Source organism: Flavobacterium sp. YO64, from assembly GCF_004119505.1.
In the GTDB taxonomy this organism is placed as follows: domain Bacteria; phylum Bacteroidota; class Bacteroidia; order Flavobacteriales; family Flavobacteriaceae; genus Flavobacterium; species Flavobacterium oncorhynchi.
In genome coordinates this window covers 81,345-108,049 of record NZ_NRQV01000016.1, presented here as the reverse complement: position 1 = coordinate 108,049, position 26,705 = coordinate 81,345, and the positions used below count along the sequence as shown (strand labels likewise).

The 26,705-nt window shown below is 30.8% G+C and carries 23 protein-coding genes, 1 tRNA gene and 1 pseudogene; 16 read left to right on the top strand and 9 right to left on the bottom strand.

All coding sequences use genetic code 11. The annotated features are described in order from the left end of the window. Window positions 1–182 precede the first annotated feature (182 nt). Window positions 183–2,300: a glutamine--tRNA ligase/YqeY domain fusion protein gene (locus tag BOW57_RS13305; RefSeq protein ID WP_129054905.1), complete on the bottom strand. Its 2,118-nt coding sequence runs from the start codon at window positions 2,298–2,300 to the stop codon at window positions 183–185. A 107-nt stretch (window positions 2,301–2,407) separates the two neighbouring features. On the opposite strand from BOW57_RS13305, the gene folB reads away from it, so the two are divergent. Continuing rightward, window positions 2,408–2,767, top strand: a complete 360-nt coding sequence (folB, locus tag BOW57_RS13300; protein WP_089053520.1) for a dihydroneopterin aldolase — start codon at window positions 2,408–2,410, stop codon at window positions 2,765–2,767. Between the two features lie 94 nt (window positions 2,768–2,861). Further along, window positions 2,862–2,932: transfer RNA gene (locus tag BOW57_RS20645), tRNA-Cys, on the top strand. Between the two features lie 275 nt (window positions 2,933–3,207). On the opposite strand, the pseudogene BOW57_RS13295 reads toward BOW57_RS20645, so the two are convergent. The 3 genes and pseudogenes from BOW57_RS13295 to rnr form a co-directional block, all read right to left on the bottom strand. After that, window positions 3,208–3,884: pseudogene (locus BOW57_RS13295) on the bottom strand (LysE family translocator). A gap of 6 nt (window positions 3,885–3,890) precedes the next feature. Then, window positions 3,891–4,559 carry a head GIN domain-containing protein gene (locus BOW57_RS13290; RefSeq protein WP_129054903.1) on the bottom strand — a complete coding sequence of 223 codons (669 nt, stop codon included), beginning with the start codon at window positions 4,557–4,559 and terminating at the stop codon, window positions 3,891–3,893. Between the two features lie 23 nt (window positions 4,560–4,582). Further along, window positions 4,583–6,763 carry a ribonuclease R gene (gene rnr, locus BOW57_RS13285; protein ID WP_129054901.1) on the bottom strand — a complete coding sequence of 727 codons (2,181 nt, stop codon included), beginning with the start codon at window positions 6,761–6,763 and terminating at the stop codon, window positions 4,583–4,585. A 110-nt stretch (window positions 6,764–6,873) separates the two neighbouring features. On the opposite strand from rnr, the gene BOW57_RS13280 reads away from it, so the two are divergent. Next, the gene (locus BOW57_RS13280) at window positions 6,874–7,107 is read left to right on the top strand and encodes a DUF2007 domain-containing protein (protein WP_089053524.1); all 234 of its coding nucleotides are present in this window, start codon (window positions 6,874–6,876) and stop codon (window positions 7,105–7,107) included. Between the two features lie 777 nt (window positions 7,108–7,884). Further along, window positions 7,885–8,316, top strand: coding sequence for a ribose 5-phosphate isomerase B (gene rpiB / locus BOW57_RS13275; RefSeq protein WP_089053525.1), 432 nt, complete (start codon window positions 7,885–7,887; stop codon window positions 8,314–8,316). A gap of 143 nt (window positions 8,317–8,459) precedes the next feature. Here the strand turns inward: rpiB and BOW57_RS13270 are convergent, their stop codons facing one another. After that, window positions 8,460–8,729: a DUF1294 domain-containing protein gene (locus tag BOW57_RS13270; protein ID WP_129054899.1), complete on the bottom strand. Its 270-nt coding sequence runs from the start codon at window positions 8,727–8,729 to the stop codon at window positions 8,460–8,462. Between the two features lie 115 nt (window positions 8,730–8,844). Here BOW57_RS13270 and BOW57_RS13265 point away from each other — a divergent pair, with 115 nt between their 5' ends. Then, a complete protein-coding gene (locus BOW57_RS13265; RefSeq protein WP_129054897.1) occupies window positions 8,845–10,968 on the top strand; it encodes a Tex family protein in 2,124 nt (707 codons plus the stop codon). A gap of 78 nt (window positions 10,969–11,046) precedes the next feature. On the opposite strand, the gene BOW57_RS13260 is transcribed toward BOW57_RS13265, so the two are convergent. Beyond that, window positions 11,047–11,223 carry a twin-arginine translocase TatA/TatE family subunit gene (locus BOW57_RS13260; protein WP_089053528.1) on the bottom strand — a complete coding sequence of 59 codons (177 nt, stop codon included), beginning with the start codon at window positions 11,221–11,223 and terminating at the stop codon, window positions 11,047–11,049. Between the two features lie 209 nt (window positions 11,224–11,432). Between BOW57_RS13260 and BOW57_RS13255 the strand changes: the two genes are divergently transcribed. The 8 genes from BOW57_RS13255 to BOW57_RS13220 all read left to right on the top strand — a co-directional run bounded on the left by BOW57_RS13255 (window position 11,433) and on the right by BOW57_RS13220 (window position 20,244). Then, window positions 11,433–11,933 (top strand): peptidase, encoded by a 501-nt coding sequence (locus tag BOW57_RS13255; protein WP_129054895.1) that lies wholly within the window; start codon window positions 11,433–11,435, stop codon window positions 11,931–11,933. A gap of 12 nt (window positions 11,934–11,945) precedes the next feature. Next, window positions 11,946–13,430 (top strand): GH3 auxin-responsive promoter family protein, encoded by a 1,485-nt coding sequence (locus tag BOW57_RS13250; RefSeq protein ID WP_129054893.1) that lies wholly within the window; start codon window positions 11,946–11,948, stop codon window positions 13,428–13,430. Window positions 13,431–13,448: 18 nt separating this feature from the next. Then, the gene (locus BOW57_RS13245) at window positions 13,449–13,802 is read left to right on the top strand and encodes a DUF2185 domain-containing protein (protein WP_129054891.1); all 354 of its coding nucleotides are present in this window, start codon (window positions 13,449–13,451) and stop codon (window positions 13,800–13,802) included. 102 nt (window positions 13,803–13,904) lie between these two features. Beyond that, on the top strand, window positions 13,905–15,584 hold the full coding sequence (locus BOW57_RS13240) for a hypothetical protein (RefSeq protein WP_129054889.1): 1,680 nt from the start codon (window positions 13,905–13,907) through the stop codon (window positions 15,582–15,584). 9 nt (window positions 15,585–15,593) lie between these two features. After that, window positions 15,594–16,580 carry a hypothetical protein gene (locus tag BOW57_RS13235; RefSeq protein ID WP_129054887.1) on the top strand — a complete coding sequence of 329 codons (987 nt, stop codon included), beginning with the start codon at window positions 15,594–15,596 and terminating at the stop codon, window positions 16,578–16,580. Window positions 16,581–16,587: 7 nt separating this feature from the next. Further along, window positions 16,588–17,892, top strand: a complete 1,305-nt coding sequence (locus BOW57_RS13230) for an MATE family efflux transporter (RefSeq protein WP_129054885.1) — start codon at window positions 16,588–16,590, stop codon at window positions 17,890–17,892. Between the two features lie 17 nt (window positions 17,893–17,909). Then, a complete protein-coding gene (locus BOW57_RS13225) occupies window positions 17,910–18,968 on the top strand; it encodes a hypothetical protein (RefSeq protein ID WP_129054883.1) in 1,059 nt (352 codons plus the stop codon). Then, window positions 18,940–20,244 (top strand): O-antigen ligase family protein, encoded by a 1,305-nt coding sequence (locus tag BOW57_RS13220; RefSeq protein ID WP_129054881.1) that lies wholly within the window; start codon window positions 18,940–18,942, stop codon window positions 20,242–20,244. The genes BOW57_RS13225 and BOW57_RS13220 overlap by 29 nt, the downstream gene beginning before the upstream one ends. On the opposite strand, the gene BOW57_RS13215 is transcribed toward BOW57_RS13220, so the two are convergent. Beyond that, window positions 20,213–21,289: a glycosyltransferase gene (locus BOW57_RS13215; protein WP_129054879.1), complete on the bottom strand. Its 1,077-nt coding sequence runs from the start codon at window positions 21,287–21,289 to the stop codon at window positions 20,213–20,215. The genes BOW57_RS13220 and BOW57_RS13215 overlap by 32 nt on opposite strands. A gap of 171 nt (window positions 21,290–21,460) precedes the next feature. Here BOW57_RS13215 and BOW57_RS13210 point away from each other — a divergent pair, with 171 nt between their 5' ends. The 3 genes from BOW57_RS13210 (at window position 21,461) to BOW57_RS13200 (ending at window position 24,647) form a co-directional block, all read left to right on the top strand. Further along, on the top strand, window positions 21,461–22,444 hold the full coding sequence (locus BOW57_RS13210; RefSeq protein WP_129054877.1) for a UDP-glucuronic acid decarboxylase family protein: 984 nt from the start codon (window positions 21,461–21,463) through the stop codon (window positions 22,442–22,444). Window positions 22,445–22,506: 62 nt separating this feature from the next. After that, window positions 22,507–23,880 (top strand): undecaprenyl-phosphate glucose phosphotransferase, encoded by a 1,374-nt coding sequence (locus BOW57_RS13205; protein ID WP_129054875.1) that lies wholly within the window; start codon window positions 22,507–22,509, stop codon window positions 23,878–23,880. Next, a complete protein-coding gene (locus BOW57_RS13200; protein ID WP_129054873.1) occupies window positions 23,880–24,647 on the top strand; it encodes a glycosyltransferase family 2 protein in 768 nt (255 codons plus the stop codon). Before BOW57_RS13205 ends, BOW57_RS13200 begins: the two co-directional genes overlap by 1 nt. A 63-nt stretch (window positions 24,648–24,710) precedes the next feature. Here BOW57_RS13200 and BOW57_RS13195 read toward each other — a convergent pair whose 3' ends face one another. After that, window positions 24,711–25,238 (bottom strand): ORF6N domain-containing protein, encoded by a 528-nt coding sequence (locus tag BOW57_RS13195; protein WP_129054871.1) that lies wholly within the window; start codon window positions 25,236–25,238, stop codon window positions 24,711–24,713. Between the two features lie 42 nt (window positions 25,239–25,280). Beyond that, window positions 25,281–26,591, bottom strand: a complete 1,311-nt coding sequence (locus tag BOW57_RS13190; protein WP_129054869.1) for a phenylacetate--CoA ligase family protein — start codon at window positions 26,589–26,591, stop codon at window positions 25,281–25,283. Window positions 26,592–26,705: the final 114 nt, after the last annotated feature.

Here is a 26,705-nt window from a genome sequence, read left to right as displayed (position 1 = left end):
CTGTTATACAGTTTTTTAAAAATAGGATAATTGACATGGAAGAATTTTAAAAACCGCTTAAAATTAATATTTGAAAGTCATTTTTAATACTATAAAAATTATAAAATATTAATTATTAATAGAAAAAATAAATAATAAAAAAAGCGCTTATAAAAAGCGCTTTTCAATAGATTATAATTATATTATTTTTTTATCATCTCGGCAAGAATTTCTATTTCTTTTTCCGATGCATTTTTTGGAGGATTTGAATGCAGTTTTGAAATTTGGTCTTCAAACTGATTTCTTAAATTTTCGTTTTCAATATTTTTTAAATTTAAAAGAGCTCTATATCTAACATAAGTTGATTCACTTCTTAAAGACATAGTATATAATTTTTTAATATCCTCTTCTTCAAAATCCGAAGATTTCCAATTTGAATATTTCAAAATAAATAGTGCAAACAACAATGAAGCCTTATTATTATTGATATTCTTTTTTAATGAATTCTGCAAAAGTGAAAAACTTGAAATAGCGGCTATGTTCTCTCCTATTGCATCTCGAATTGCCAAACGTTCAGCTAAATTTTCTAATTTAAAATATTTGTTGATTTCTTTTAAAGAATTATTAATACTATTTTCTTCTTTTTTACCTTTTTCTTCCCAGGCATCTTTAAGTCCAACAGTTTTGTTAAATACTAATTTTGAAGCAGTTGAATCTTTATCAATAGTAAAATATCCTAAACGTTGAAACTGAAATTTATCTTCATTTTTAGCGGTTGCTAAACTTGGTTCAACAAATCCAGTTACGATTTCTAATGAATTTGGATTCACAAAATCTAAGAAATTTTTCTCTTTATAACTGTCTGGAGCTTCATCTGTAAACAAACGATCGTACAAACGAACCTCTGCTTCAACCGCATGAGGAATAGAAACCCAATGCAGCGTTCCAGACACTTTTCTTTGACTTGCTTCTGTTCCGCTTCCGCTTAAAGAATCAGTATCATAAGTAACATGAATTTCCGTAATATTACCTTCAGAATCTTTTATAACAGATTCTCCTTTAATAATATATGCATTTTTAAGACGTACTTCTTTTCCTAAAGTCAAACGGAAATATTTAGCTGGAGCTTCTTCTAAAAAGTCTTCTCTTTCAATGTATAATTCACGAGAAAAAGGTACTTTTCTAAATCCTGCATTCTCATCTTCCTGATTATTTTCAGCTTCTAGCAACTCTTCTTTTCCTTCAGGATAATTTGTAATTACCACTTTTACCGGATCTAAAACTGCCATTACACGAGGTGCAATTTTGTTCAAATCTTCACGAATACAGAATTCTAAAACCGATACATTTATTAAATTATCACGTTTTGCAATACCAATTGTATTAGCAAAATTACGTAAAGATACAGCTGTATAACCACGTCTTCTTAATCCTGAAATAGTTGACATTCTAGGATCATCCCAACCGTTAACATGCTTTTCTTTAACTAGTTGCTGTAATTTTCTTTTACTAACAACAGTATGTGATAAGTTACGTCTTGCAAATTCTCTTTGCTTCGGACGCAGTTTATTTTCATCTAAAATTTGATCTAAAAACCAATCGTATAATTCACGGTGAGGCAAAAATTCAAGTGTACAAAATGAATGTGAGATTTCTTCTAAATAATCACTTTGTCCATGTGCCCAATCGTACATTGGATAAATTTTCCAGGCATCACCGGTTCTATGATGATGCTTGTGTAAAATTCTGTACATAATAGGATCACGCATCAACATATTAGTCGATTTCATGTCAATTTTAGCACGAAGAATATGTGTACCAGCCTCAAATTCACCGTTTTTCATTCTTTCGAATAAATCTAAGTTTTCTTCAACAGAACGATTTCTGTATGGACTATCTGTTCCAATTGTAGATGGTGTTCCTTTTTGAATCGCCATATCTTCAGAAGATTGACTATCAACATAAGCTTTATCCTTCTTAATTAATAAAACTGCCCAATCGTATAATTGTTGAAAGTAATCAGAAGCATAACGTTCTTCAGCCCATTTGTAACCCAGCCATTCAACATCTTTTTTAATAGCATCAACAAATTCCTGTTCTTCTTTTTCAGGGTTTGTATCGTCAAAACGTAAATTTACAGGAGACTGATAATCAATTCCTAAACCAAAATTTAATGCAATAGAACTTGCATGTCCAATGTGCAAATAACCATTTGGTTCTGGTGGAAAACGAAAATGAAGTTTACTTTGTGAAAGACCTGATTTTAGATCTTCCTCTATGATTTGTTCAATAAAATTGAGTGATTTCTCTTCTGATGCCATTATTTTATAGTAATTTTAGCAAAGATAAAAAAAAGGTTTCAGGTTTCAGGTTTAAAGTTGTTTAAGTGGCACAAAACCTGAAACTTTAAACGTGAAACAATAAAAAAATGGGAGTTATAAAACTGAAAAATATCCGTACTTTTTCTTACCATGGATGTTTAATTGAAGAGGGAAAAATAGGATCAGATTATATTGTTGATCTAAAAATTAAAGCAAATTTACAACAATCAGCACAAAGCGATCATCTTGCTGACACGGTTGATTATGTTCATTTGAATAAAATTGTTGCTGAAGAAATGGCAATTCGTTCTCATTTATTAGAGCATGTGGCGAAAAGAATCATAATTCGTGTACTGGCAGAAATTGAATCTGTAGAAAAAACGACTGTTTGGGTTTCAAAAGTAAATCCTCCTATTGGCGGTGATGTTGAAACAGTTACCATAAAAATGACTGAAAAAAGAAAATAATTCCTTCTTCATAAAATCTAATTTTTTAAAATAGTTTACATTAAACTTTTGAAATTTAAAGATTTTAGTTACTTTTGCCATCCGTTCAAGTAATGGCGTCGTGGCCGAGCGGCTAGGCTGGGCTCTGCAAAAGCTCCTACTCCGGTTCGAATCCGGACGATGCCTCAAAAAGAGATACAGAAATGTATCTCTTTTTTTATGCCTAAACTTTCCACAATCTTGTCATTTCGACGAAGGAGAAATCTTCGCAACTAACTCCGTAGTAATTGTCAAATCTTGATAGAGCTTCTTGTGGAGATTTCTCCTTCGTCGCAAATGACAAACTGTTGTCAACTTTGTCAAAGTTTTAAACTTTGACAAAATTACAGACGAACATTATAAACACAAAAAAACCTCTGAAATTCAGAGGCTTAATTTTATAATTTTGGGTTATTAACAAACTACTTTTCAATATTCTCAAAAGCATTTTTAACCATTTCTTTTTCTTTTGGAAACCATCCTTGAATCATTAAAACAAAACCAAAAACCATCAAAACTACACTAATTCCTTTTTTATTTTTAGAATATTTGTTGGTGTCATTTTAGATTTTAATTGTTTGGCTAATAGAATTTTAATACAGTCAACTAACAAATAAGTAATAATTACAGAGGTAAAAAAAGTAAACATTCTTGAATTTTGCATTTCTAATTTTGGTCCTACAGAAATAATAACTGCAAGCCAAAAACCAAGAACTCCAATGTTAATAACGTTTAGTAAAAATCCTTTTACAAACAAACTTCCGTAATTTCTTTTTAAGATATCTCGATCAATTTCTTCATCATTAATTTTCTCTTCTTTCTTCAGTTTTACAAAAGAAATAATACCATAGGAAAGCATAATTATGCCTCCAAAAATAAAAAGTGCGGGCTTGTCTTTTAAGCTTGAAATCAGTCTGTAACTTCCTAAATAAGCAATGGCAATAAAAAATATATCACCTAATACTACTCCAAAATCAAATACAATTGCAGCTCTAAATCCTTTTGTAATGCTGGTTTCTAATAAAACAAAAAATACCGGACCTACCATAAAGCTTAGAACAAGTCCCCATGGCAGTCCAGCCAGAATATCATTTATCATCAAAAATTATTTTACTTCTTCAATTTTACCACCAAAAACCGTTTTTTGGTTAATTTGCTTTGGTTTTCCATAAATGTAAATAGAGCCTCCTGCGCTCACTTTTGCATCGACAAGGGTTGATGCATTAACATCTGCTTTTCCGCCCGCAGAAACGCTTACTTTCGTCTGAGAAGTGGCTAATTTACTTGCCAGCAAATAACCGCCTGCTCCAAGACTTGCATCTTGATTGGAAGCTTTACCAGTTAATGTTATTGAACCTCCTGAAACTGAGCTCACATTAAGTTTATCAACATCTAAATCAACATTTATTTTTCCGCCTTCCTGAGCACTCACTTTAAAAACAGTTGCTTTTATAGGATCTTTACTTGCAACATAAGCTCCTTCATTTACATCAATAAGCTCTATGTTTCTGTAATACAAAGTAATATCAAGATCATCACCAGATAATAGTTTAGGAAAAGGCATTCTTAATTTTAATAAACCTTTCTTGTTAACAACTTCAACCTCTGCTTCTCTTGCTCCTTTAATAACAATTTTGTTTTCAGAAGATTGAACTAATTTAACACTTAATTTATCAAAAACTTTAACCGAATCGAAATCTCCTAGTTCTTTAGTAACTTGACCAAAAGACATTTGTACAAATAAAATTGCTGCTCCAATAATTAGCTTTCTCATACTTTTATTTTTTTAATTAATATTTATTCAGCTCTTCGTAAAAAATGAAAATCCAGTTGTTTTTTAACTAAATCGGCATTTTTTACTTTAACATAAATTTCGTCTCCTAATTGTAAAATGCTGTTTGAAGTAGCTCCAACTAAAGCATATTGTTTTTCATCAAAAGTATAGTAATCATCTTTTATTTCTCTAATTCTTACCATTCCTTCGCATTTGTTAGAAACGATTTCAACATAAATTCCCCATTCAGTAACACCAGAAATAACACCAAGGAATTCTTCGTCTTGATGATCCTGCATGTATTTAACCTGCATGTATTTAATACTGTCACGTTCAGCATTTGTAGCTAAACCTTCCATATTTGAACAATGTAAACATTTAGTTTCATAAGTTTCTTCATCTACAGAAGCTCCTCCATCCAAATAATACTGCAGCAAACGATGTACCATAACGTCAGGATAACGACGAATTGGCGATGTAAAATGGCTGTAATAATCAAATGCTAAACCATAATGACCAATATTATCTGTCGAATATTTGGCTTTACTCATACTTCTAATCGCAAGAGTATCAATTAAGTTTTGTTCTTTTTTACCATTTACTTCTTCCATCAAAGCATTCAATGATTTCGAAATATCGCCTTTGTTACGGAAATCTATTTTATAACCAAACTTAGCAATTACACCTTGCATTGCAATTAATTTATCTTCGTTTGGCTCATCGTGAATACGGTAAACAAACGTTTTCTTTTGTTTTCCAATATATTCAGCCACTTTTCTATTGGCTAAAAGCATGAATTCTTCAATCAAATGATTGGCATCTTTTGAAACTTTGAAGTAAACTCCTTCTGGTTCTCCTTCTGCATCAAGATTAAATTTTACTTCCACTTTATCAAAAGAAATAGCACCATTCTGCATTCTTTTCTTTCTCAAAATCTTCGCTAATTCATCTAATTTTAAAGTCGCTTCTACAATTTCATCTGAAACTACGTAAGAATCTCCAGTTATAGAAATATCAACCGGAATAGTATTGTCTTTAGTTTCGATGATATATTGCGCTTCTTCATAAGCAAAACGCTGATCTGAATAGATTACTGTTCTACCAAACCATTGGTTAATAACTTGTGCATTTGGAGAAATTTCAAAAACAGCAGAGAATGTATATTTCTCTTCATTCGGGCGAAGTGAACAGGCAAAATTAGACAAAACTTCAGGAAGCATTGGCACTACTCTATCTACCAAATAAACCGAAGTTGCTCGTTGATAAGCTTCATCATCTAAAATTGTTCCTTCTTCAAGATAATAAGAAACATCGGCAATGTGAATACCTATTTCAAAATTTCCATTTTCTAACTTTTTGAAAGACAATGCATCATCAAAATCTTTTGCATCTTTTGGATCAATCGTGTATGTAAGTGTATCACGCATATCACGACGTTTTGCTATTTCAGATTCCTGAATTGAGGTATCCAGTTTTTGAGCATAAACCTCTACTTCTACTGGAAAATCTGCTGGCAATCCGTATTCAGCTAAAATAGCATGAATCTCTGTATTGTGTTCTCCAGGTTTTCCTAAAACACGAATTACAGATCCAAACGGACTATCGGCTCTTTTAGGCCAATCTTCTATTTTTACTAAAACTACATCTCCATTTTCAGCTTCACCTATTTTATCCTTTGGAATAAAAATATCGGTATACATTTTAGGATTTGCAGTCGAAACAAAAGCAAAATTTGTTTGAATGTCAATAACTCCAACAAACTCTGTTTTATCTCTTTCTAATACTTCAATTACTTCACCTTCAGGTCTTTTTCCTTTTCTTCTATTATAAACATAAACCTTAACTTTGTCTTTGTCTAAAGCACGATTTAAATTATTAGTCGGGATAAAAACATCTTCAGCAAAATCAGGACAAATAAAATAAGCCGTTTTTCTGCTCGTCATATCAATTGTTCCTTCGTAATAATCCTGACTGATTGCTTTTATTAAATACTTACCAGGTTCAGATTCTATAATCTTTTTTGAAGCAGCGAGAATTTTCAAATCCTTAATAATTTGATTTCTGCTTTTAGTATCGTCAAGTTCGAGCTTTGCTCCTATTTGCTTATAATTGAATGGTTTATTAGGGCTTTGCGATAAAATTTTTATTATTTTTCCAGAGAAATCCTTCTCATTTTTTATCGGCTTTCTAATTTTCTTACTCATATATCTTTTCTTATAAGGCTTAAAATTACAAATAAGATATTAGATAATACTTTTTAACAATTAGAATTATTAAAAATATAACTTTTCGTACATTTACAAAAAGACCAAAAATGGAAAGCTTTCAAACCATCGCTATATTCAATTATCAGCACGAAACGGTAGTTCTCAAACACTTACTGGAACAAGAAGAAATTCCATATTTTTTTGAAAACGAAATGACCCTTTCAGTTGTCCCAATGTACTCGGCTGCACTTGGCGGAATCAAACTTAAAGTTCATCCAAACGATTTCGAACAAGTTCAAGAAATTCTAGACAACTTAAACAATCCTCTTAAAATCGTTTAAACAGTTTCTTTTTTTCAAATTAAATTCATTTTTTTTCTTTTTAAACTTTTTTAGTTTTCAACATATATTAAATACAACAAAAAAGATTTTTAAAAATTTAAAAAAATTTGGTTGTTATTATAGTGTGTTAATATGTCGAATAAATTTATTTTTAAAAGTATTGAAATGAAGTTTCTCTTAGTTATCTTGAGTTATCAACATAGTTATTTTGAGCTAAAAGTTTAATTTTTAAGACTTTTTGTATTTTAATTAACAACGGTTGACAACCGAAAATGAATTCATTTTGTAGATAAGTTCATATGTTGATATTTGTTGAAAATGGCATTTTTGATATTGATAACTTTTCTAAAAATTCCTGAAACTTTTCTTGCATTTTAAATTCCAGTTTTGGATTAAGCATTTTTTTTACACGACCAAAAAAACTTCTAATTTTCTTTTCCAACTTATTAACAAATAATGTTAACTTAAAGTTAATTGAATATCAACGAATTACGAATTGCTATTAACACTTTAAAATTTTAACAAAAAAGCTGTTTATTCTTTATTGATAATGAGATACTTATAGAGTTATTAAAAATGTTGATAACTGATAAGGATTTGATAGTAAGATAGTTGTAAAATAAGGGTTTCAGCTTACTAATTTCTAAAATAGAGATTACTATTAGGAGCAGTGCTTTTTAAAGTTAATAAGTATAAAATTTGTGAAAATTAGGGAAATTCATGGCAAACATTTATTAATTGAGTAAATTTGCACAACACAACTTAATAGTATTAAAAATGAAAATTTCGATAGGAAACGACCACGCAGGACCAGAGTATAAAAAAGCAATTGTTGAAATGCTTAAAGCAAAAGGATATGAAGTAACTAATTATGGAACTGATTCTGAGGATTCTGTTGATTATCCTGATTTTGGGCATCCTGTTGCAAATGATGTTTCTGAAGGAAAAGCAGATTTTGGAATTGTTATCTGCGGAAGCGGTAACGGAATTGCAATGACTGTTAATAAACACCCGAAAGTAAGAGCTGGTTTATGCTGGACTAAAGAAATAGCTTATTTAACACGTTTACACAACGATGCTAATATTGTGAGTATTCCGGCAAGATTTACTTCTATTCCGCAAGCTGTAGAGATTGTTGAAACGTTTTTAGCAACGGCTTTTGAAGGCGGGAGACATCAAAATAGAGTAAATAAGATTGCTTGTTCGTAAAACAAAAAAAATAGGTGCTTTGCACCAATATATAGTAAACACACCGGGTATATTTTTAAAATTTATCCGGTTTTTTATGTTTTTAAATTACTGTAATTCAGTTTTATATGCCTGTTTTTTGAGGTTATTAACATTGTTAATATCTATATTTTATTATTTACTATTAGGTAAATCAAAAGGACTTGAAGAATAAAAATGATTGAGAATTTTATAATAAATGACATTTTACTCGTTTTATGTCTAAAGATTAACATTGCTGTTAATAAACCAATTGTTCCGCCAATTCCCTCGAGAAAAAAAAGTGTATTTTCGGGAACTCTTTGTTTGTTTTTTCTTGCTTGATATTTATCATATCCAGCGAGAATAAAAACAATGATATTTATAAATAAAAAATACAGTAATAAAATCTCCATTGGTATAAAATTAAAAACAAAGATATTATTTTAGCCGAATCATTGGTAGGTTACTAAATTTATTTAACAAGTAAATTATATCAATTTATAATTAAGAATTTATTTCATTAAAAGTATGACTAATATTCAATTCATTGCCAAGTCTGTACAAACAGCTGCAATTAATATTCAAAATACCGTTAAATTATTAGAGGAAGATTGTACGATTCCGTTCATTTCTCGTTACCGAAAAGATACTACTGGAAATCTTGATGAAGTTGTAATTGAACAGATTGCAAAACTTCAAAAAGAATATGAAACGCTTACAAAACGTAAAGAAGCCGTTCTAAAATCAATTGAAGAACAAAAAGCGCTTACACCAGAATTAAAACAAAAAATAGAACATAGTTTTGATCTGCAGGAAATAGAAGATTTTTATCTTCCATACAAAAAGAAGAAAAAAACAAAAGCAGATGTTGCGCGTGAGTTTGGTTTAGAACCGTTGGCAAAAATTATAATGTCTGAAAATGATGTTGATGTAGACTTTATTTCGACGCAATACATCAATGAAAATGTTGTCAACGAAGAAGCTGCTATGCAAGGCGCACGAGATATTGTTGCGGAATGGATTAACGAAAACATTTATGTTCGTAAACAGCTTCGTAGATTATATCAGCGAAAAGCAACTATTGGAACCAAAGTTGTAAAAAAGAAAGCTGAAGAAGAAGGCGCACAAAAATTCAGTCAGTATTTTGATTGGGAAGAACCTTTAACTAAAACGCCTTCGCATCGTTTATTAGCTATGCTTCGTGCTGAAAATGAAGGTTTTGTTAAAATGAAAATTGATGTTGATATCGATGATGCTTACGATGTTATTGATGAAATTATCATTAAAAAACAAAACAGTACAACAGCTCATTTGCAATTAGCAATTGAAGATAGTTATAAACGTTTATTAAATCCAGCAATAGGAAACGAAACGTTACAAGAAGCAAAAGCAAAAGCCGATGCTAATTCAATTCAGGTTTTTGCTAATAATTTAGGACAGCTTTTACTAGCTCCGCCTTTGGGCGAAAAACGAATTCTGGCAATTGATCCAGGATTTAGAAGTGGTTGTAAAGTAGTTTGTCTGGATGAGAAAGGCGATTTATTATACAACGAAACCATTTATCCGCACGCGCCTCAAAATGAGGAAACAATGGCAATCAAGAAAATCCGTTCAATGGTAAATGCGTATCAAATAGATGCCATTTCTATTGGTAACGGAACTGCTTCTAGAGAAACGGAATTTTTCATTAAAAAAATTGCGTTTGATAAACCATTGCAGGTTTTTATCGTTTCTGAGGCAGGAGCTTCTGTTTATTCAGCATCAAAAATAGCGAGAGAAGAATTTCCTAATTATGATGTAACGGTTCGTGGTTCAGTTTCTATTGGGCGTCGACTTTCAGATCCGTTGGCAGAATTGGTAAAAATTGATCCGAAGGCAATTGGAGTAGGACAATACCAGCACGATGTTGATCAAACGAAATTAAAAGAAGAATTAGATAATACTGTAATTCGATGTGTAAACTCTGTTGGAATTAATATTAACACTGCAAGTAAACATTTACTGAGTTACGTGAGTGGAATAGGAGAGAAGCTGGCAGAAAACATTGTACAATATCGATCAGAGAATGGTCCTTTTGAAGATAGAAAGCAATTGAAAAAAGTACCTCGATTAGGTGATAAAGCATATCAGCAAGGTGCGGCATTTATTCGAATTTCCAATGCTAAAAATCCATTAGATAATTCTGCGGTACATCCAGAAGCTTATCCAGTTGTTGAAAAGATGGCAAAAGATTTGAAACTTTCGGTAAATGATTTAATTGCAAACAAAGAAAAAACAGCCCTTATTAAGGCCGAAAACTATATTACACCTGAAATTGGTTTACTTACACTGAAAGACATCATAAAGGAGCTTGAAAAGCCAGGATTGGACCCGAGAAAATCGGCAAAGGTTTTTGAATTTGATGCGAATGTAAAATCAATCAAAGATTTAAAAACGGGAATGATTTTACCAGGAATTGTGAACAATATTACCAACTTTGGCTGTTTTGTTGATATCGGAATCAAAGAAAGCGGATTAGTTCATATATCGCAATTGAAAGCTGGTTTTGTAAGCGACGTAAATGAAGTTGTAAAATTACATCAGCATGTTGATGTAAAAGTTACTGAGGTCGATGAGGACAGAAAAAGAATTCAGCTGACAATGATTTTATAAAATTTCAGAAAAGAAAATTAAACAAAAAAATCCCAAACTACATTGTAGCTTGGGATTTTTTAATAAGGTTGTAAATGCTTATTTAGTTTCTTCCTCTTCTTTTTTAGGCGCTGTTTGATCATCTTTAGCAGCGTTTTTAAATTCCTTAATTCCGCTTCCTAAACCTTTCATTAATTCTGGAATTTTTTTACCTCCAAAAAGTAATATCACAATACCTACTATAACAAGGATTTCTGTAAGACCTAATCTTCCCATGATTGTATAATTAATGCCGAAGCAAATTGATTTTCAAATTCTACCGCAAAGGTATATAGAATATACGAACAACAAGAGTTTTTGGTTTAAAATATTTATTACTTACTGCGTTAAATATTCTATAAAATATTAAAATTGCTGTGTTTGCTCATTTTTGTCAGACAGCAGCAATACGATTAATTACTATATTTGCTTGTATAATTAACCAAATGACTAAGAAAAAATTCAATTTTAGAAAAAATTTGTTCATCAAAAACCGCTTGGTAATCTTGAATGAAGAAACTTTTGAAGAAATTTTTTCATTTAAACTCAACTTAATGAACGTTTTTGTAACGTTTACTCTAGGCGGTATATTTTTAATATTAGTAACTACTTTTATTATTGCTTTTACACCTTTACGCGAATTTATTCCAGGATATTCTTCATCCCAATTGAAAAGAAATGCGACAGAACTTGCCATAAAATCAGATTCATTAGAAAGAGCTTTGAGGAAAAATGAAGCTTATATAAAAGGGGTTCAGAAAGTATTGAAAGGAGAATTAGAATATGCAAAATTCAATAAAGATTCCATATTAGCAGATGTTGACGAACCTTCTGATGTAAATATGAAAACCACCGAAGAAGAAATTAAGCTCAGAGAAGAAGTTGCAAAAATGGAGAAGGAGTCTGTTAATTCTAAAGCTGTTAAAAATAAAAAAGAAAAGAAGTAATACCATTAAAAAATGTCTATTAAATCAGTAGCAGCAAAACTATTTGCGAGCAAAATATACCATAAAACACAGGCTTGGGCCAATAAACCGATAGAAACTCAAAATGAAATATTTAAGAGTTTAATCAGTGATGCAAAAGAAACTGTGTTTGGAAAAGACCATCATTTTAAAAAGATAAAAACGGTTGATGATTTTCAAAAGAATGTCCCAGTTCGAGATTATGAAGATTTAAAATTGTATATCGATAGAGTAAAAGAGGGAGAAGAGAATATTCTTTGGAAAGGAAAACCAATTTATTTTGCAAAAACCTCTGGAACAACCTCAGGCGCAAAATACATTCCGCTTACAAAAGAATCAATGCCATCTCATATAAAAGCCTCTCGAAATGCGATTTTGCATTATATCTATGAAACGGGAAATGCTGATTTTGTTGATGGAAAAATGATTTTCCTGCAGGGAAGTCCAATTTTAGTTGAAAAATACGGAATTAAATTTGGAAGATTATCAGGAATTGGAGCGCACTTTGTACCAAAATATCTGCAGAAAAACCGAATGCCATCTTGGGAAACCAATTGTATTGAAGATTGGGATACTAAAGTAAATGCAATTGTAGAGGAAACCATTAATCAAGATATGACCATAATTTCGGGAATTCCGTCTTGGGTACAAATGTATTTTGAGCGTTTAGAAGAAAAAAGCGGCGGTAAGAAAATAGGAGAGTTATTCAAAAATTTTAATTTGTTCATTTACGGCGGAGTTAATTACGAGCCTTATCGTGCTAAGTTTGAAAATATGATTGGCCGCAAAGTAGATAGTATCGAATTGTTTCCAGCTTCTGAAGGTTTTTTTGCCTATCAAGATTCTCAAAAACAAAAAGGAATGCTTTTGCTTTTGAATTCGGGAATTTTCTACGAGTTTATTAAAGCCGATGAATTCTTTACCGAAAATCCAAAAAGTTATACAATTGGTGAAGTAGAAATGGGGATTAATTATGCCTTAATAGTTTCTACAAATGCCGGGCTTTGGCGTTATAATATTGGCGATACCGTTCAGTTTACCTCTTTGTTTCCACATAGAGTTATTGTTTCAGGACGTATCAAACATTATATTTCTGCTTTTGGAGAACACGTTATTGCCAATGAAGTCGAAAATGCGATGAAGGAAGCAACTGCAGGAACAAATATTGTAATAAACGAATTTACCGTAGCGCCTCAAATTACGCCATCAAACGGATTACCATATCATGAATGGTTTATCGAATTTGAAAACGAACCAGAGAATATGGAAAATTTTGCGGAAGCAATTGACGATTCAATGCGAAAACAAAACATTTATTATGATGATTTAATCACCGGAAACGTTTTGAGAAAAGTAGTTGTTACCAAAGTTTCGAAAAATGGATTTCAGGAATACATGAAATCGCAGGGAAAATTAGGCGGGCAAAATAAAATTCCAAGATTATCAAATGATAGAAAGATTGCGGATAATTTGAAGTAACTAAATAATAGTTGTTCTATGAAAAAAAGATTAAATTTAGTAATTCTAATTTCATTTTTTGGATTTGGCAATGCTACTGGACAAGTAAAAAAGCATTTTAAGGATGCGCCAAACACTACTGTTTTTACAACCACATTTGTTCTTAAAGAAAAGAAAACTATTACTTATGTTACACATGATGCTGAAGATGGTGCCTGGCAATTTTTTAGTAATGATAAGTTTGAGAGTTTTGAGAAAGTTGCACAAATTGTTAGTTTGGAACAAATCATAAAAATTGATAAAACTTTATTAGAATTGGCTGATTTGCCTTTAGGATACATAGCTACAAGAAAAAGTCTGAAAGATAAATGGAAAATTGAAAAAGCTGAATAATAATAAGATATTAACTTTAATGGTATTTATAATTACTAATTTCGTTTAATTGAAATACCAAAATAATCTTCTTAATTGAAGATTATTTAAAATAAAAATAGCATGAAAGAAACTAAACATATATCAAGATCAAGAGCTCAGGAATCATCTGCAGCGATAGAAAAAATGTACATTACAATGCGTCACTTATTCAACCGTGGTTTTTATAAACCAATGGGAGTATCGGGTGATAGTTTAAGAGAATCATTATTGGCTTTACGCCCAGAAATTTATGGGAATATTGCCGAAGAAAAAGTAGAATTAAACGGACTTTTGTACGTTATAGAACGTTTACCAATAGGAATCGAACAATGTCGTTTTATCAATTTAACTTCAGACGAAGGTTATTCTAAATCGCATTTTCAGCCAATTGTTCCTCCAAAAAGAAGAAGAAACTGTTATCGAATCGACGAGGAACAAATGAATGTTGAAATCACGCGTGGACGTTCTGATATTTATGATATTCTAACGCATTTGACTTTTATTTTTATCGAATCGCATAAAATTAAAAATAGAGTTTTATTAGACGACGGCGGAGAGGTTTCTCGCGATTGGCTTAAATTAGAACAAGCTGTAATGCAGACTAAAAAGCTGGCGCAGATTGAAAAAGAAAAAGCGATTTCGCACGTTGCAAACATTTTAGGCCGAACTTTTGAAGAGGTTTTAGACATTTATGACGCTTTTGGTTCTGAAAATGCGCCTGATCGTTTCCTTCACGTTATTTACTGGTTAGGAAAATTAGCAATCGAAGAAATTGTTGAAAACAATAAACGAACAATTACTTTCAGCCCTGTTTTACGCGAACGTTTAGGACACCACATTCATGGAGAAATCTGGGCAACAAATATCAAAGAAGTACTAAAAGCAAATGATCTTTTAAAACGACCAATTCACGTAATTAGTGCAAACATGCACAGTGTAATGAATTCTATTTTTGCGACGCCTTTGTTGAAAACAAAATTTAAAGGAAAAACAGATTTCTTTATTTATGAAGAATTAAGCAACTCAGGCTCAAAAGAAATTAGAGGTCATGTTGAAGAATTGGCTTTGAAAAACGGAATGATTTCACTTCCTGATACTTCGGGAACAAATATTGATGTTCAAATTTTTGATACGGCAAAAATCGACTGGTCAAAAACAGCATTCTCTGAAGCGAAAATCGGAGACGATAAGCCGGTAATTATTGTAATGGATTATGCTTTTGGAGAGCAGGCTTATGAAACTATCGACGAACTTTTAAAACCATTTAAAAAAGAAACATTACTAAATGTAAAATCAGTTTCTATAATGGGTAAAGCTGGAATTCTTGAAGGTGGAAAAGGCGATATTATGATTCCTACAGCACATATAAATGAAGGAACGGCTGATAATTATTTCTTCGAAAATGAATTAACAGGTGCCATGTTTGAAGGAAACGATATTGCAGTTTTTGAAGGTGCGATGGTTACTGTTTTAGGAACATCTTTGCAAAACAGAGATTTATTGAAATTTTTCCATGAATCGACTTGGGGTGTAATTGGTCTTGAAATGGAAGGATCTTATTACCAAAAAGCGATACAATCAGCTTCAAAAATTAGAAAAAGTGTACCGCACGATATAAAAGTTCGTTATGCTTATTATGCTTCAGATAATCCATTAGAAACGGGAAGTACTTTGGCTTCTGGCGGACTTGGAACAACGGGGGTAAAACCAACTTATTTAATTACTATTAAAATTTTAGAACAAATTTTCAACGTAAAATAAAAAGCGTAAATGAGTACAAAAGTACCCCAAAACAACTCAGAGCAGGAAATTGATATTTTTGATTTATCGAAAACAATTGGGAATTTTTTCGGAAGAATAAATGCCTTACTTTTTAGATCAATTCAGTTTTTTATTCGAAACTGGATAATTATATTGGTTTTGATTGTTCTTGGATTTGGCTTGGGGTGGTTTTTGGATTCAAATAAAAAAACGTTTCAAAATGAGGTTATTGTAACACCCAATTTTGGCAGCGTAGATTATTTATATTCTAAAATAGATTTAATCGAGTCTAAAATTGTTTCTGGAGATACCGTTTTTTTAAAAAAGGTTGTTGGAATTCCGAATCCAAAAGCAATCAAAAAAATCGAAATTAAACCAATTGCCGACGTTTATAAATTTATTGAAGACAAGGAACAAAACTTTGAACTCATAAAATTAATGGCTGAGGTTGGTGAAGTAAAAAAAGTTCTAGAAGATAATATAACGAGCAAAAATTATACTTTTCATACTATTTCGTTTGTATCTAATAAAGAATCTGATGACAAAGAAATAGTAGCACCATTGATGCAGTATTTAAACAGCTCAGAATATTTTAATGCGCTTCAAAAAATAGGATATAAAAATCTAGAGCAGCAAATTGCTAAAAATGATACTATCATTGCTCAAATTGACGATGTTTTAAATGGTTTTTCGAGCACGGTTAAAAATGGACCAAAGAACGATAAATTGGTTTATTACAATGAGAATACACAGCTTAATGATCTAATTAAAACCAAGCAAACTTTGATAGTTGATCAAGGAAGAAATAGATTAAAGTTAGTGAACTACGATAAAGCAGTTAAAGAGATTAATACCACTTTGAACATAAATATTGTAAAGCTTACAAATGGCAATTTTAAAATTTTGCTTCCAGCAGTCTTTATTCTTCTTTTTATTTTTATTCATTTGTTCAAGAAGTTTTACAACAGTCAGCTTTTAAAATCTCAAATTAAATAACGATGCATTGAAAACGAACAAAATCTTTGAAAGAATTTCGCAGAATGCATTTTTAAAACAAAGTCTTAGTACTTTGTTTTTGAGGATTTTGGGAGTTGTATTACTTTTTGGATTCACCATATTTCTAACCAAATTTTACAGTCCTAAATTAGTTGGGCAGTATGATTTTGCACGTTCTTTTCTTTTAGCCATCGGAAGCATATGTTTATTAGGTTTCGATCAGTCTATTTTATATTTCAAAGGAAGATTGGCGGGCACGGGAGGACTAGAGCAATTGAAAAAAATCTACTTTAAAATGGTTGCAATGCTGTTTGCAACTTCAATTGCAGCAATTGTTATTGTTGCCTTAATTAGTAAGGAATTAATAAATAATTACTTTTCAGATAATGAGGTATATTCTATTTTATTAAAAGGTACAGCAACATTGTTTTTCTACGGAATTTCGACTTTAAATACAGAGATTTTTAGAGCCTTAGATAAATTGTATACGGCTGAATTGTTTAGAAATGTTGTGAAATATGTTCCTTTAATCGCAGGCGCAATACTTTTATTTTATTGGAATAAAGAAACCTATTTGGTAGATGTTTTTTTGATTGGATTTGTTTTACTTTCAATCATCAGCTCAGTATATGTTTATATTTATTTTAGAGAACTTACAGTCACAGAAAGTAACGATACTTTTTCGCATAAAGAAGTATTCTTAAAATCGTACCCAATTGCAATAAGCGGAATGGCAATGTTTCTTTTAATGAGTTTTGATATTATGTTTTTAAAAAAATATCGAAATGACGAAACAGTCGCTTTTTATTCTGTTGGTTTTAAAGTAATGACCATCGTTTCGGTAATAATTTTAACCATTAATATTACTGTTTCAGCAAAAATTGCAGAGTTTTTTGCGAAAGATAATAAAGTAGAATTAAAAAGAATTTTACGAAATAGTGTTCGTTTAATCTTCGGAATCACATTTCCGGTAATAGTTATAATCAGCCTGTGTTCTGAGCATGTATTGTCTTTTTTTGGGCATCAATATGTTGTTGCAAAAGAGGCTTTTTTAATCTTAATAATTGGTCAAGGAGTTTGCTCCGCGTTTGGGTCTGCGCCAGTTTATTTGAATATGACAGGAAGGCAGCATATTTTTCAGATTGTTTTAATTGCGGCTGTTGTAATTAATTTTCTTTTAAACCGATTTTTAATTCCTGAGTATGGAATGGTTGGCGGCGCGATTGCATTTGTTTCAAGCTCTATTTTCTGGAATAGTGTGGTAGCTCTAATTATTTATCGAAAAGATAAAATAGTGATTTTTTTACATTAAGAAATGACAATTTTTATATGAAAATAGAAAAAAGCAAAGCAGCATTTTTACTTATTGCAACAGCTAATCTAGCAGTTGCAGCAGTTGCTTTTTTTATTTTGCCTCCTAAGTTTTTTTATGATGCTGCAATTATTGCATACGATAAAGGAAATGAAATAGGATATATTGGGAGTTATCCAGTTTCGATTTTGTTGTATAAAATTTCTGGACTGCGTTACTTACCCTTTCCAATCATTGCTTTAATTCAGTTTCCTATTTTAATGTATGTTTTGTACAAAATAGGTATTCCAGATCGTTTTGAAAAGCTCAATGTCAAGAACATTTTGGTTTATATGGCGTTTTTAATGATTGCCATTTTTGTATCAATGCCGTCAAAAGAGTTTATAACCTTTTTATATCTCTCTCCAATCGTTTTTATGTGCTTAAATGAACAAATTTCGTTGAAAAGAACAATCATATACACAGTACTTTTATTATTGATTTTCGGAGTGTTTTTTCGTCCCTATTATCTTTTAATTCCAGTTATTGGGGGCGGGATGTATTTAGTAAGTTTAGTGAGTTTTAAAAGTAAAACTATAACAACACTGTTTTATGGTTTGCTGATTGCAGTTTTTTTATCTTTTAGTCATGGCGTTTTAAAAGGGAAATATCTTTCAGAAATAAGCCGAGAAGTGGTAAACAATGAACGTATAGGTTCTGCTGATGCCAATTCTATTATTATTTCTCCCGTTAAAACAGATACCTGGTACGGAGAAGCTATTGGAATATTTTACGGATTTTTTACAGTCAATATTCCAATAAACGGTTTAAAGCACCTATTATCACCACAAATAATTATATTTATAATCTGGCAGTTATTACTGTTTTACATCTTATTAGTTCGGTTTGCAAAATGCTTAGCAGATCGAAAAACATATTCAAAAGAACTGTTAGTACTGCTCATTATTTTTTCTTTCTTTATTGTACAAGGAGTTTTCGAGCCCGATTTAGGCACCGCAGTACGACATAAAATGGGAGTTTTTCCTTTAATTTATTTTGCATTAAACTATGAATCTTTCAGAAAAAAACTTCAATAAAATATTTCATGTTTTTTTGTGTTTGATTGCAATTGCAATGATATTCAGAAAACCATGTTCGCTGCTTATTATTTTGTTTAGTGTTTTTAGTTTGATCTACGTAAAAAAACTAAAATTCAGCAAAACAGCTTTGATTTTGGCTGCTTGTATCGCTTCACCGCTTTTGTTAGAATTATTGTTTTTCTGGAATAATGATTCTTTATCTAAAGGATTAAAAGCAGTTGAAAAGAGTACTTCGCTGCTATTATTTCCAATCTTTATTATTGGAAATTATCAGCGTGTAAATTTTTTAAAATTAATAGAGACTTATAGTATTGCAACAACAATGATGATGTTGTTTTTTTTAACTAGATTTTATGTGGTTTATCCCGACTTAGTCAATAAATATTTAAGCAGAATTGACCTTTGGGAAATGGGTTATAAGTTTGCAGACAGCATTGGTATTCATGCGCCGGCTTTAAATATGCATTTGGCATTTGTTTCTATTTGTGCATTCTATTTTGTGTTTTACAGCTTTCAGAATAAAGAAAAAAGTACTTTTAGGATATTTCGAATAATTATTCTTTTACTCTCGTTTTTCTTTGTCCTTTTAGTAAATACCAGAATGGCATTGCTTAATGCTTTGATTGGTTTTTTAATTGTTTTCATTTTCGAAATAAAATCAAGATTCAGCATAAAAAAAATGATCCTAACAGCAATAACAGTTTTACTCGTATTAGGCAGTATTTTGTTCGCTTTCATACAGAAAAACCCCTATATGAAGGAGAAATACTCTACAGTAACTTTTGCCTATATGGATAAAGTGGGAAAATTAGATGAAATTGATCATCCAGAAATTTATGCTTTCAATTCATTAGCAGTAAGACTTTCGGTATGGAAATCAGCTTGGGAATTATCTGTTAAAAACCTTCCTTTTGGAGTAGGCGCTTCTGATGGAAAACTTGAATTAAATAAATATTTTAAAGCAACCAACCAGCATTTTTTGGCTAAATATGAATTTCCTACCCACAACCAGTTTTTAGATTTTTTACTAAAATTTGGAGTCCTTGGTCCTTTAGTGGCAGCATTTTATATTTTCAGTATCGGATATTTAGGATATGATTTGAAAAATGCGATAATTATTTCATTTTTCATCCTCTTTTTTACTTCAAATTTAACCGATGATTTTTTACTTAGATTTGATGGAATTGCCTTTAGCGGATTTTGGTTTTCTGTTTTTTCAAGTTATTGGCTGCAGCAAAAAGCTATTCTTGGTATAAATCAAAAAGTTGTTTAAAGTTTTTATTTTTATCAAAAAGATCCTTGCATCGAATTAATGCATTTTCTCCAAAAACAGTTCTTGTTTTTAGATCTTTTAAAGCGTTAAAGTAACTTTCTAGTTCATTGATTTCGTCAAAAAGAAACCCCGTTTTATTAGGAACAACAATATCTTTATTGCCAATAATATTGGTTGCAATTACAGGTTTTTCAAGCGCCATCGCTTCTAGAATTGCAATTGGAAGACCTTCCCAAAGAGAAGTCTGCAGATAAATATCAATTGAATTTAATATTTTAAAAACAGCATTTTTGTCTAAAATCCAACCTGTAATCTGAATATTTGGTGCTGTAATCAAATGATTTAGTTCACCATCACCAATCCAGATAAAATTAAAATCAGGAAATTGTAGAGCAATCTCATTAAATAATTTAGGATTTCTAGCAGCAGTTATTCTGCCCAACATGCCAATGGTTAGTTTTGTGTTTTGATGAGGTAAAAAGTATTGACGAATTTCATTTATAGCAACACCGTTTCTAATAAGTTGTGAGGGACCAATATTTTTAGCGATTTCAAATTCAGTATCACCACAAGCAACAATTGTTCCTCTAAATAGGTATTGAAAGCTTTTTTCTATAACAGAATAAAACTTTTTTGTACGATTTGAAATGTCAGTTCTTAAAAAAGCATATCCGTGTGGAGAATAAAAAAGCCTTGTTTTTTTGAATAAGAAAAAAGAAGAAAGTCGTCCTAAAACCCCAGCTTTTGAGGAATGAAGATGAATAATATCAGGATTAATTTTTTTAAGTTCTTGGGTAAGCTTAACAATAGATTTTAAATCTTTCACGAGCGAAATTTCGCGAATCATATCTAGGTGTATTAAGTTAACACCTTTAGAGAATTCGGCGTTAACCTTTTGAGAACTAACACCATTTCTATTACTGCTGTAAATAATAGTAGTTTCGATGTTTTTGCTTATTTCTTCATCACCAAAGTAAGCTGACAAATCTTTAAAATAAGTATAAACACCGCCTTCTAGTGCCTCAACAATATGTACAACTTTCAAAACATTTAGAATTTAGAATCGTAAAAATAGAATAAACCAGTTTAATATCGACTTAAAAAAGGCAAATCTCATTTTTAGTAAAATTTTTAGTCAATTTAAAAGGCCGGATATTTTATTACATTTGTGCATATTTATGGCCATTATCAAAACAAAAGGTTCAATAAAATCATTATGAAAAGAATACTTATTACCGGAGCAGCGGGTTTTTTAGGATCACATTTGTGCGATCGATTTATCAAAGAAGGCTATTTTGTTATAGGAATGGATAATTTGATTACGGGCGATCTTAAAAACATTGAGCATTTATTCAAATTAGAACATTTTGAATTCTACCATCACGACATTACAAAATTTGTTCATATACCAGGCAATTTAGATTATATTTTACATTTTGCATCGCCTGCAAGTCCAATTGATTATTTAAAAATTCCAATCCAGACCTTAAAAGTTGGTTCTTTAGGAACACATAATTTATTAGGATTGGCAAGAGTAAAAAAAGCTAGAATATTAATCGCTTCAACATCTGAAGTATACGGAGACCCATTAGTACATCCTCAAACAGAAGAATATTATGGCAACGTAAATACAATTGGACCAAGAGGTGTTTATGACGAAGCCAAACGTTTTCAAGAATCAATAACAATGGCGTATCATACTTTTCACGGTGTTGAAACCAGAATTGTACGTATTTTTAATACTTATGGTCCAAGAATGCGATTGAATGACGGGCGTGTAATTCCAGCTTTTATCGGACAGGCTTTGCGTGGAGAAGATTTAACGATTTTTGGAGATGGTATGCAGACTCGTTCATTTTGTTATGTTGACGATCAAGTAGAAGGTATTTTTAGATTACTGCATTCTGATTATGTATATCCAGTAAATATTGGAAATCCAGATGAGATTACAATAAAAGATTTTGCAGAAGAAATTATAAAACTTACCGGAACAAATCAAAAAGTAGTTTATCATCCATTGCCTATAAACGATCCATTACAACGTCAGCCAGACACAACCAAAGCCAAAGAACTGTTGTGTTGGGAGGCAAAAGTGAGCCGTTCTGAAGGAATGAAAATTACGTATGATTATTTTAGATCACTTTCTAAAGAAGAACTTTCTAAAGAAGAACACAAGGATTTCTCTGGTTATATACGATAATGGTAAACAGAATTGTTTTCGAATGCAGTAAATTTTGATAAAAAAGGATACAGGAACTATTTATGATGGCATTTCACACAGGAAGATATTCAAAATATATTAGGCCAATAAGTATTTTAATCGACCTGACTATGATCTCTGTACTTAGTTTTTTCATTTTTTTTAATGAACTGAGCTCATCAAATATTTGGATTTTAATATTTTATCAAATTATAGCTTGGAGAATAATTGCCTTTTCTGTTAAATTTTATGATGTATATCGCTTTACAACTCCAGTTGCTATTACATCAAAAATAATCAAACAAGGAATTTTATTTTTATTGACTGTTATTGCATTTTTTCCATTTTCTAGACAAGCCATTTTTAACGAATCAAAGATTTTTTTGTTTATAATTCTGGTTTTGGTAGTAGTTACCGTTTTTAAATTTGCTTGGTTTTTTTATTTAAAAGAATATAGAATAGTGACAGGCAATAATTATAGAAATGCCGTTATTATTGGATTTACACCAGAAGCAATTAGTCTTAAAAATCTTTTTGAAACCAGAAAAGATTATGGATATAGATTTTTAGGATATTTTTCAGATATAAATGCAGATCAGAATATTACTGGAAAATTAGATGCTTTAAAGCCATTTGTGATCGAAAATGAAGTCGATGAAATTTACTGTTCTTTAAACGAAGTATCAAACAACAGTTTGAAAGATTTAATTGATTTTGCAGATGAAAATAATAAAACGATAAAGTTTATTCCTGATACAAAGGAGATTTTCTCAAAAAATCTAAAGATAGATTACTACGATTTTTTCCCTGTATTGTCATTAAAACAAACAATACTTAATGAGCCTGCAGTAAAATTCATGAAGCGTCTGTTTGATGTTTTATTCTCTCTTTTGGTAATCGTTTTTTTATTGTCATGGCTGATTCCACTATTAGCTATTTTAATCAAATTAGAATCAAAAGGTCCCGTTTTTTTCAAACAAGGCAGACCTGGAATAGATGAGAACGAATTTGTATGTTATAAATTACGTTCTATGTATATTAATAAAACAACTGAAAAAGAAGCTTCAAAAGACGATCCTCGTGTAACAGGAATGGGACGTTTTATGAGAAAAACTAGTATAGATGAACTGCCGCAGTTTATAAATGTTTTACTAGGAGATATGTCTGTTGTTGGACCTAGACCTCATTTATGGTCGCAGAATAAAGAATATGGCAATAAAGTAAAAAAATACATGATTCGTCATTGTGTAAAGCCTGGAATTACGGGTTTAGCGCAAGTAAGCGGTTTTAGAGGTGAAATAACGATAGAAAGAGATATGATAAACCGAATAAAGTTTGATGTTTTTTATATCGAGAACTGGTCTTTAATTTTAGATTTAAAAATAATTCTTCAAACTGTTATTAATATTTTTAAAGGCGATCAAAAGGCATATTAATGAACGATTTAGTTTCTATTTTAATACCAACGTTTAATGCTGAAAAATTCATTAAAGCTGCTGTAGAATCAGTTCAAAAGCAGACTTACGAGAATTGGGAAATGATTTTGGTTGATGATGCATCAACAGATGAAACGGTAAAAATTATTGCCGATTTTGCTCAAAAAGACAGCCGAATAAAACACTATCAATTACAAACAAATTCAGGAAATGGTTTCGCCAGAAATATTGCTTTAGAAAAAGCTTCAGGAAAATATATTGCATTTTTAGATGCCGATGATTTATGGTTTCCAGAGAAATTAGAAAAGCAAATCCAGTTTTTAAAAGCAAATAATTTATCGTTTACATTTAGTTTTTACGATTGTATAGATGACAACGGAAACAATTTAAACAGAAGAGTTCAAACTCCGATACCATTGACTTATAAACAACTGTTTTTTTGCAATTATGTTGGAAATTTGACAGCTATTTATGACGCAGATTTTTTTGGAAAAATCAAATTAGAATCTTCTCAAAAAAGACAGGATTGGAGATTATGGCTTACCATTTTAAAACAAATAAAAACAGCAGAAGCTGTTCCAGAATCATTAGCTTTATACAGAATAAGAAAAGATTCTATTTCATCATCAAAATTCAAATTGATCAAACACAACTTTGGTGTTTATCGGGAATTTCACGGATATAATCTCGTTTTTTCTGTTTTTTTGATGATGAGGTTTTTGTTTACTCAATTGATTATCAAACCAAAATATATAAAGAAGATTTAAAATTCAACTTGATGTCGCAAATTATGATATCAAGTTTCTGTCACTATTTGTGACCATGAAGAATTATTTTTTATAACCAATTTTCACTCTTTCAGATTCATTTTCTTTTTTTTCAGTCAATTCATCTAAATAAGAAAATACCAATTCAATATTTTTATCGTGGTTTTCTAACTTCTTCTGGATCTGTAAAATATCAACTTTAATTTCGGTTGTATCTAAAAGCATTTGTCTCACTTTCGTGAAAATGCGCATGATTTGAATATTGGTTTGAATTGCTTTGTCGCTTTTTAAAACAGTAGATAACATTAATACTCCATGTTCAGTGAATGCAGCTGGTATGTGGCGTAAACCCATTTTTTCAGAATTGGAAATCACAATTTGTGATTTCCAATTTTCGAATTCGGATTTACTAAGTTCAAACATAAAATCTTCGGGAAATCTTGATATATTTCTTTTGACAGCTTGTTTCAAAATTCGTGTTTCAACACCATAAAGCAAAGCCAAATCACGATCAAGCATCACTTTTTGACCACGGATAAAATATATTTTATTAGAAATTGTTTCTTCAGAAAGTAAAGATTGATCTTCCATAAGTTTTTAATTGAGAAAACAAATGTAAGATTTTATTTATATTTATGAATAAGATTTAAACTGTTTTAGCTTCCCGCGATTGGTTCTTTCTAAAACAGTTTTTCTTGTAAAAGTGAAGTTTAAATTAGGTTCTAAATACAAATCGATAGCTTCTTTTATTTTTTTAATTTCTTCTGTAAGCAGTTCTTTTTCAGCTATATATTCAATTTCAAAACTATCAATTTTGGTTTGCTTGATGATGAATTCTTTTACGTTTCCATCGTCTTCAATAATGCTCTTGGTTACGTAATAAAACATTAAACCTGGTGATTTTTTCCCGCTTGGAAAAATTGCAATATCATTTGTTCTGCCAATAAGATTTTTGAGAATTGGTTTTTGAGGTGTGCTTTTTTCATCTAAAATTCCAATATCGCCAATTTCATATCTGATAAAAGGATTGGCTTTATTGAAGAGCGAAGTAATCACAATTTTGCCTTCTTCACCGTAAGGGAGAACATTATTATTTTCGTCTAAAATTTCCACAAAAAGTGTTTCTGCATTTATCTGCCATTCGCCTTGCGGATTTTCAAAAGCAATTAAACCCAATTCTGAAGCGCCGTATTCATTGATTATTGGAATTCCGAATTGTTTTTCTAATAGTTTTTTATCTGTCTCAAAAAGCATTTCTGAAGTAACAAAACAAGCTTTTAAAGTTGGGCAAATTTCTTTTAGAATGATGTTTTTCTTTTCTAAATATTTTGCAAACAAAATAATTGAACTTGTATAGCCGTTTATGTAATAGAACTTTTTCGATTTGAATTTTTTCAAAAATTTCTCCAAAACATCATCTGATAAATCAAACAAAGGGAATCGAACCCGGCGACTCAAAAAATCTTTTAAACGTTCTTTTCGATAACCAATAAAATCCATCGGAATTCCGTAAAAACGTGCTTGATACGAATGATTAAAATCGATCCCGAACCATCCAAAACGCATAATATTTGATGCCCAAGTCAAAGCATGTGAATATGTATCTTTGGCAAAAATTAAAGGAGTTCCGCTTGAACCTGATGTTTTGTTGAGGTAAATATTTTTTTTAGAATAGCCTTTTGAAAGCCTTTCTTGCAGCGGCTTTTGAAGATTCTGTTTATTCAAAATCGGTAAATCTTTCCAATTTTTAAAAGTTTTATCTCCAACGAATGCTGCATAAAAAGAGTTGTTTTTCAAGTGAAAATCAACAATTTCTTTCTTTTTATTTTCAAGAAATGAAGCAAATTCTTCTTCAGAAAAATGTACAATCTTATCCAATTCGGCTTTGGTTTTCTTTATTGGAAAACCATTTAACTGAAGAGAAAGATCAAAAAGACGAATCATTTTTCTTATAATTTTAGTCAAAAGTAATATTTAGCAATTATGAACAGTGAAGAATCAATAAGTTTTTAAGATTTAATTATTTTTTACGTGCAAAAGCAATTATTTTTGCACCAC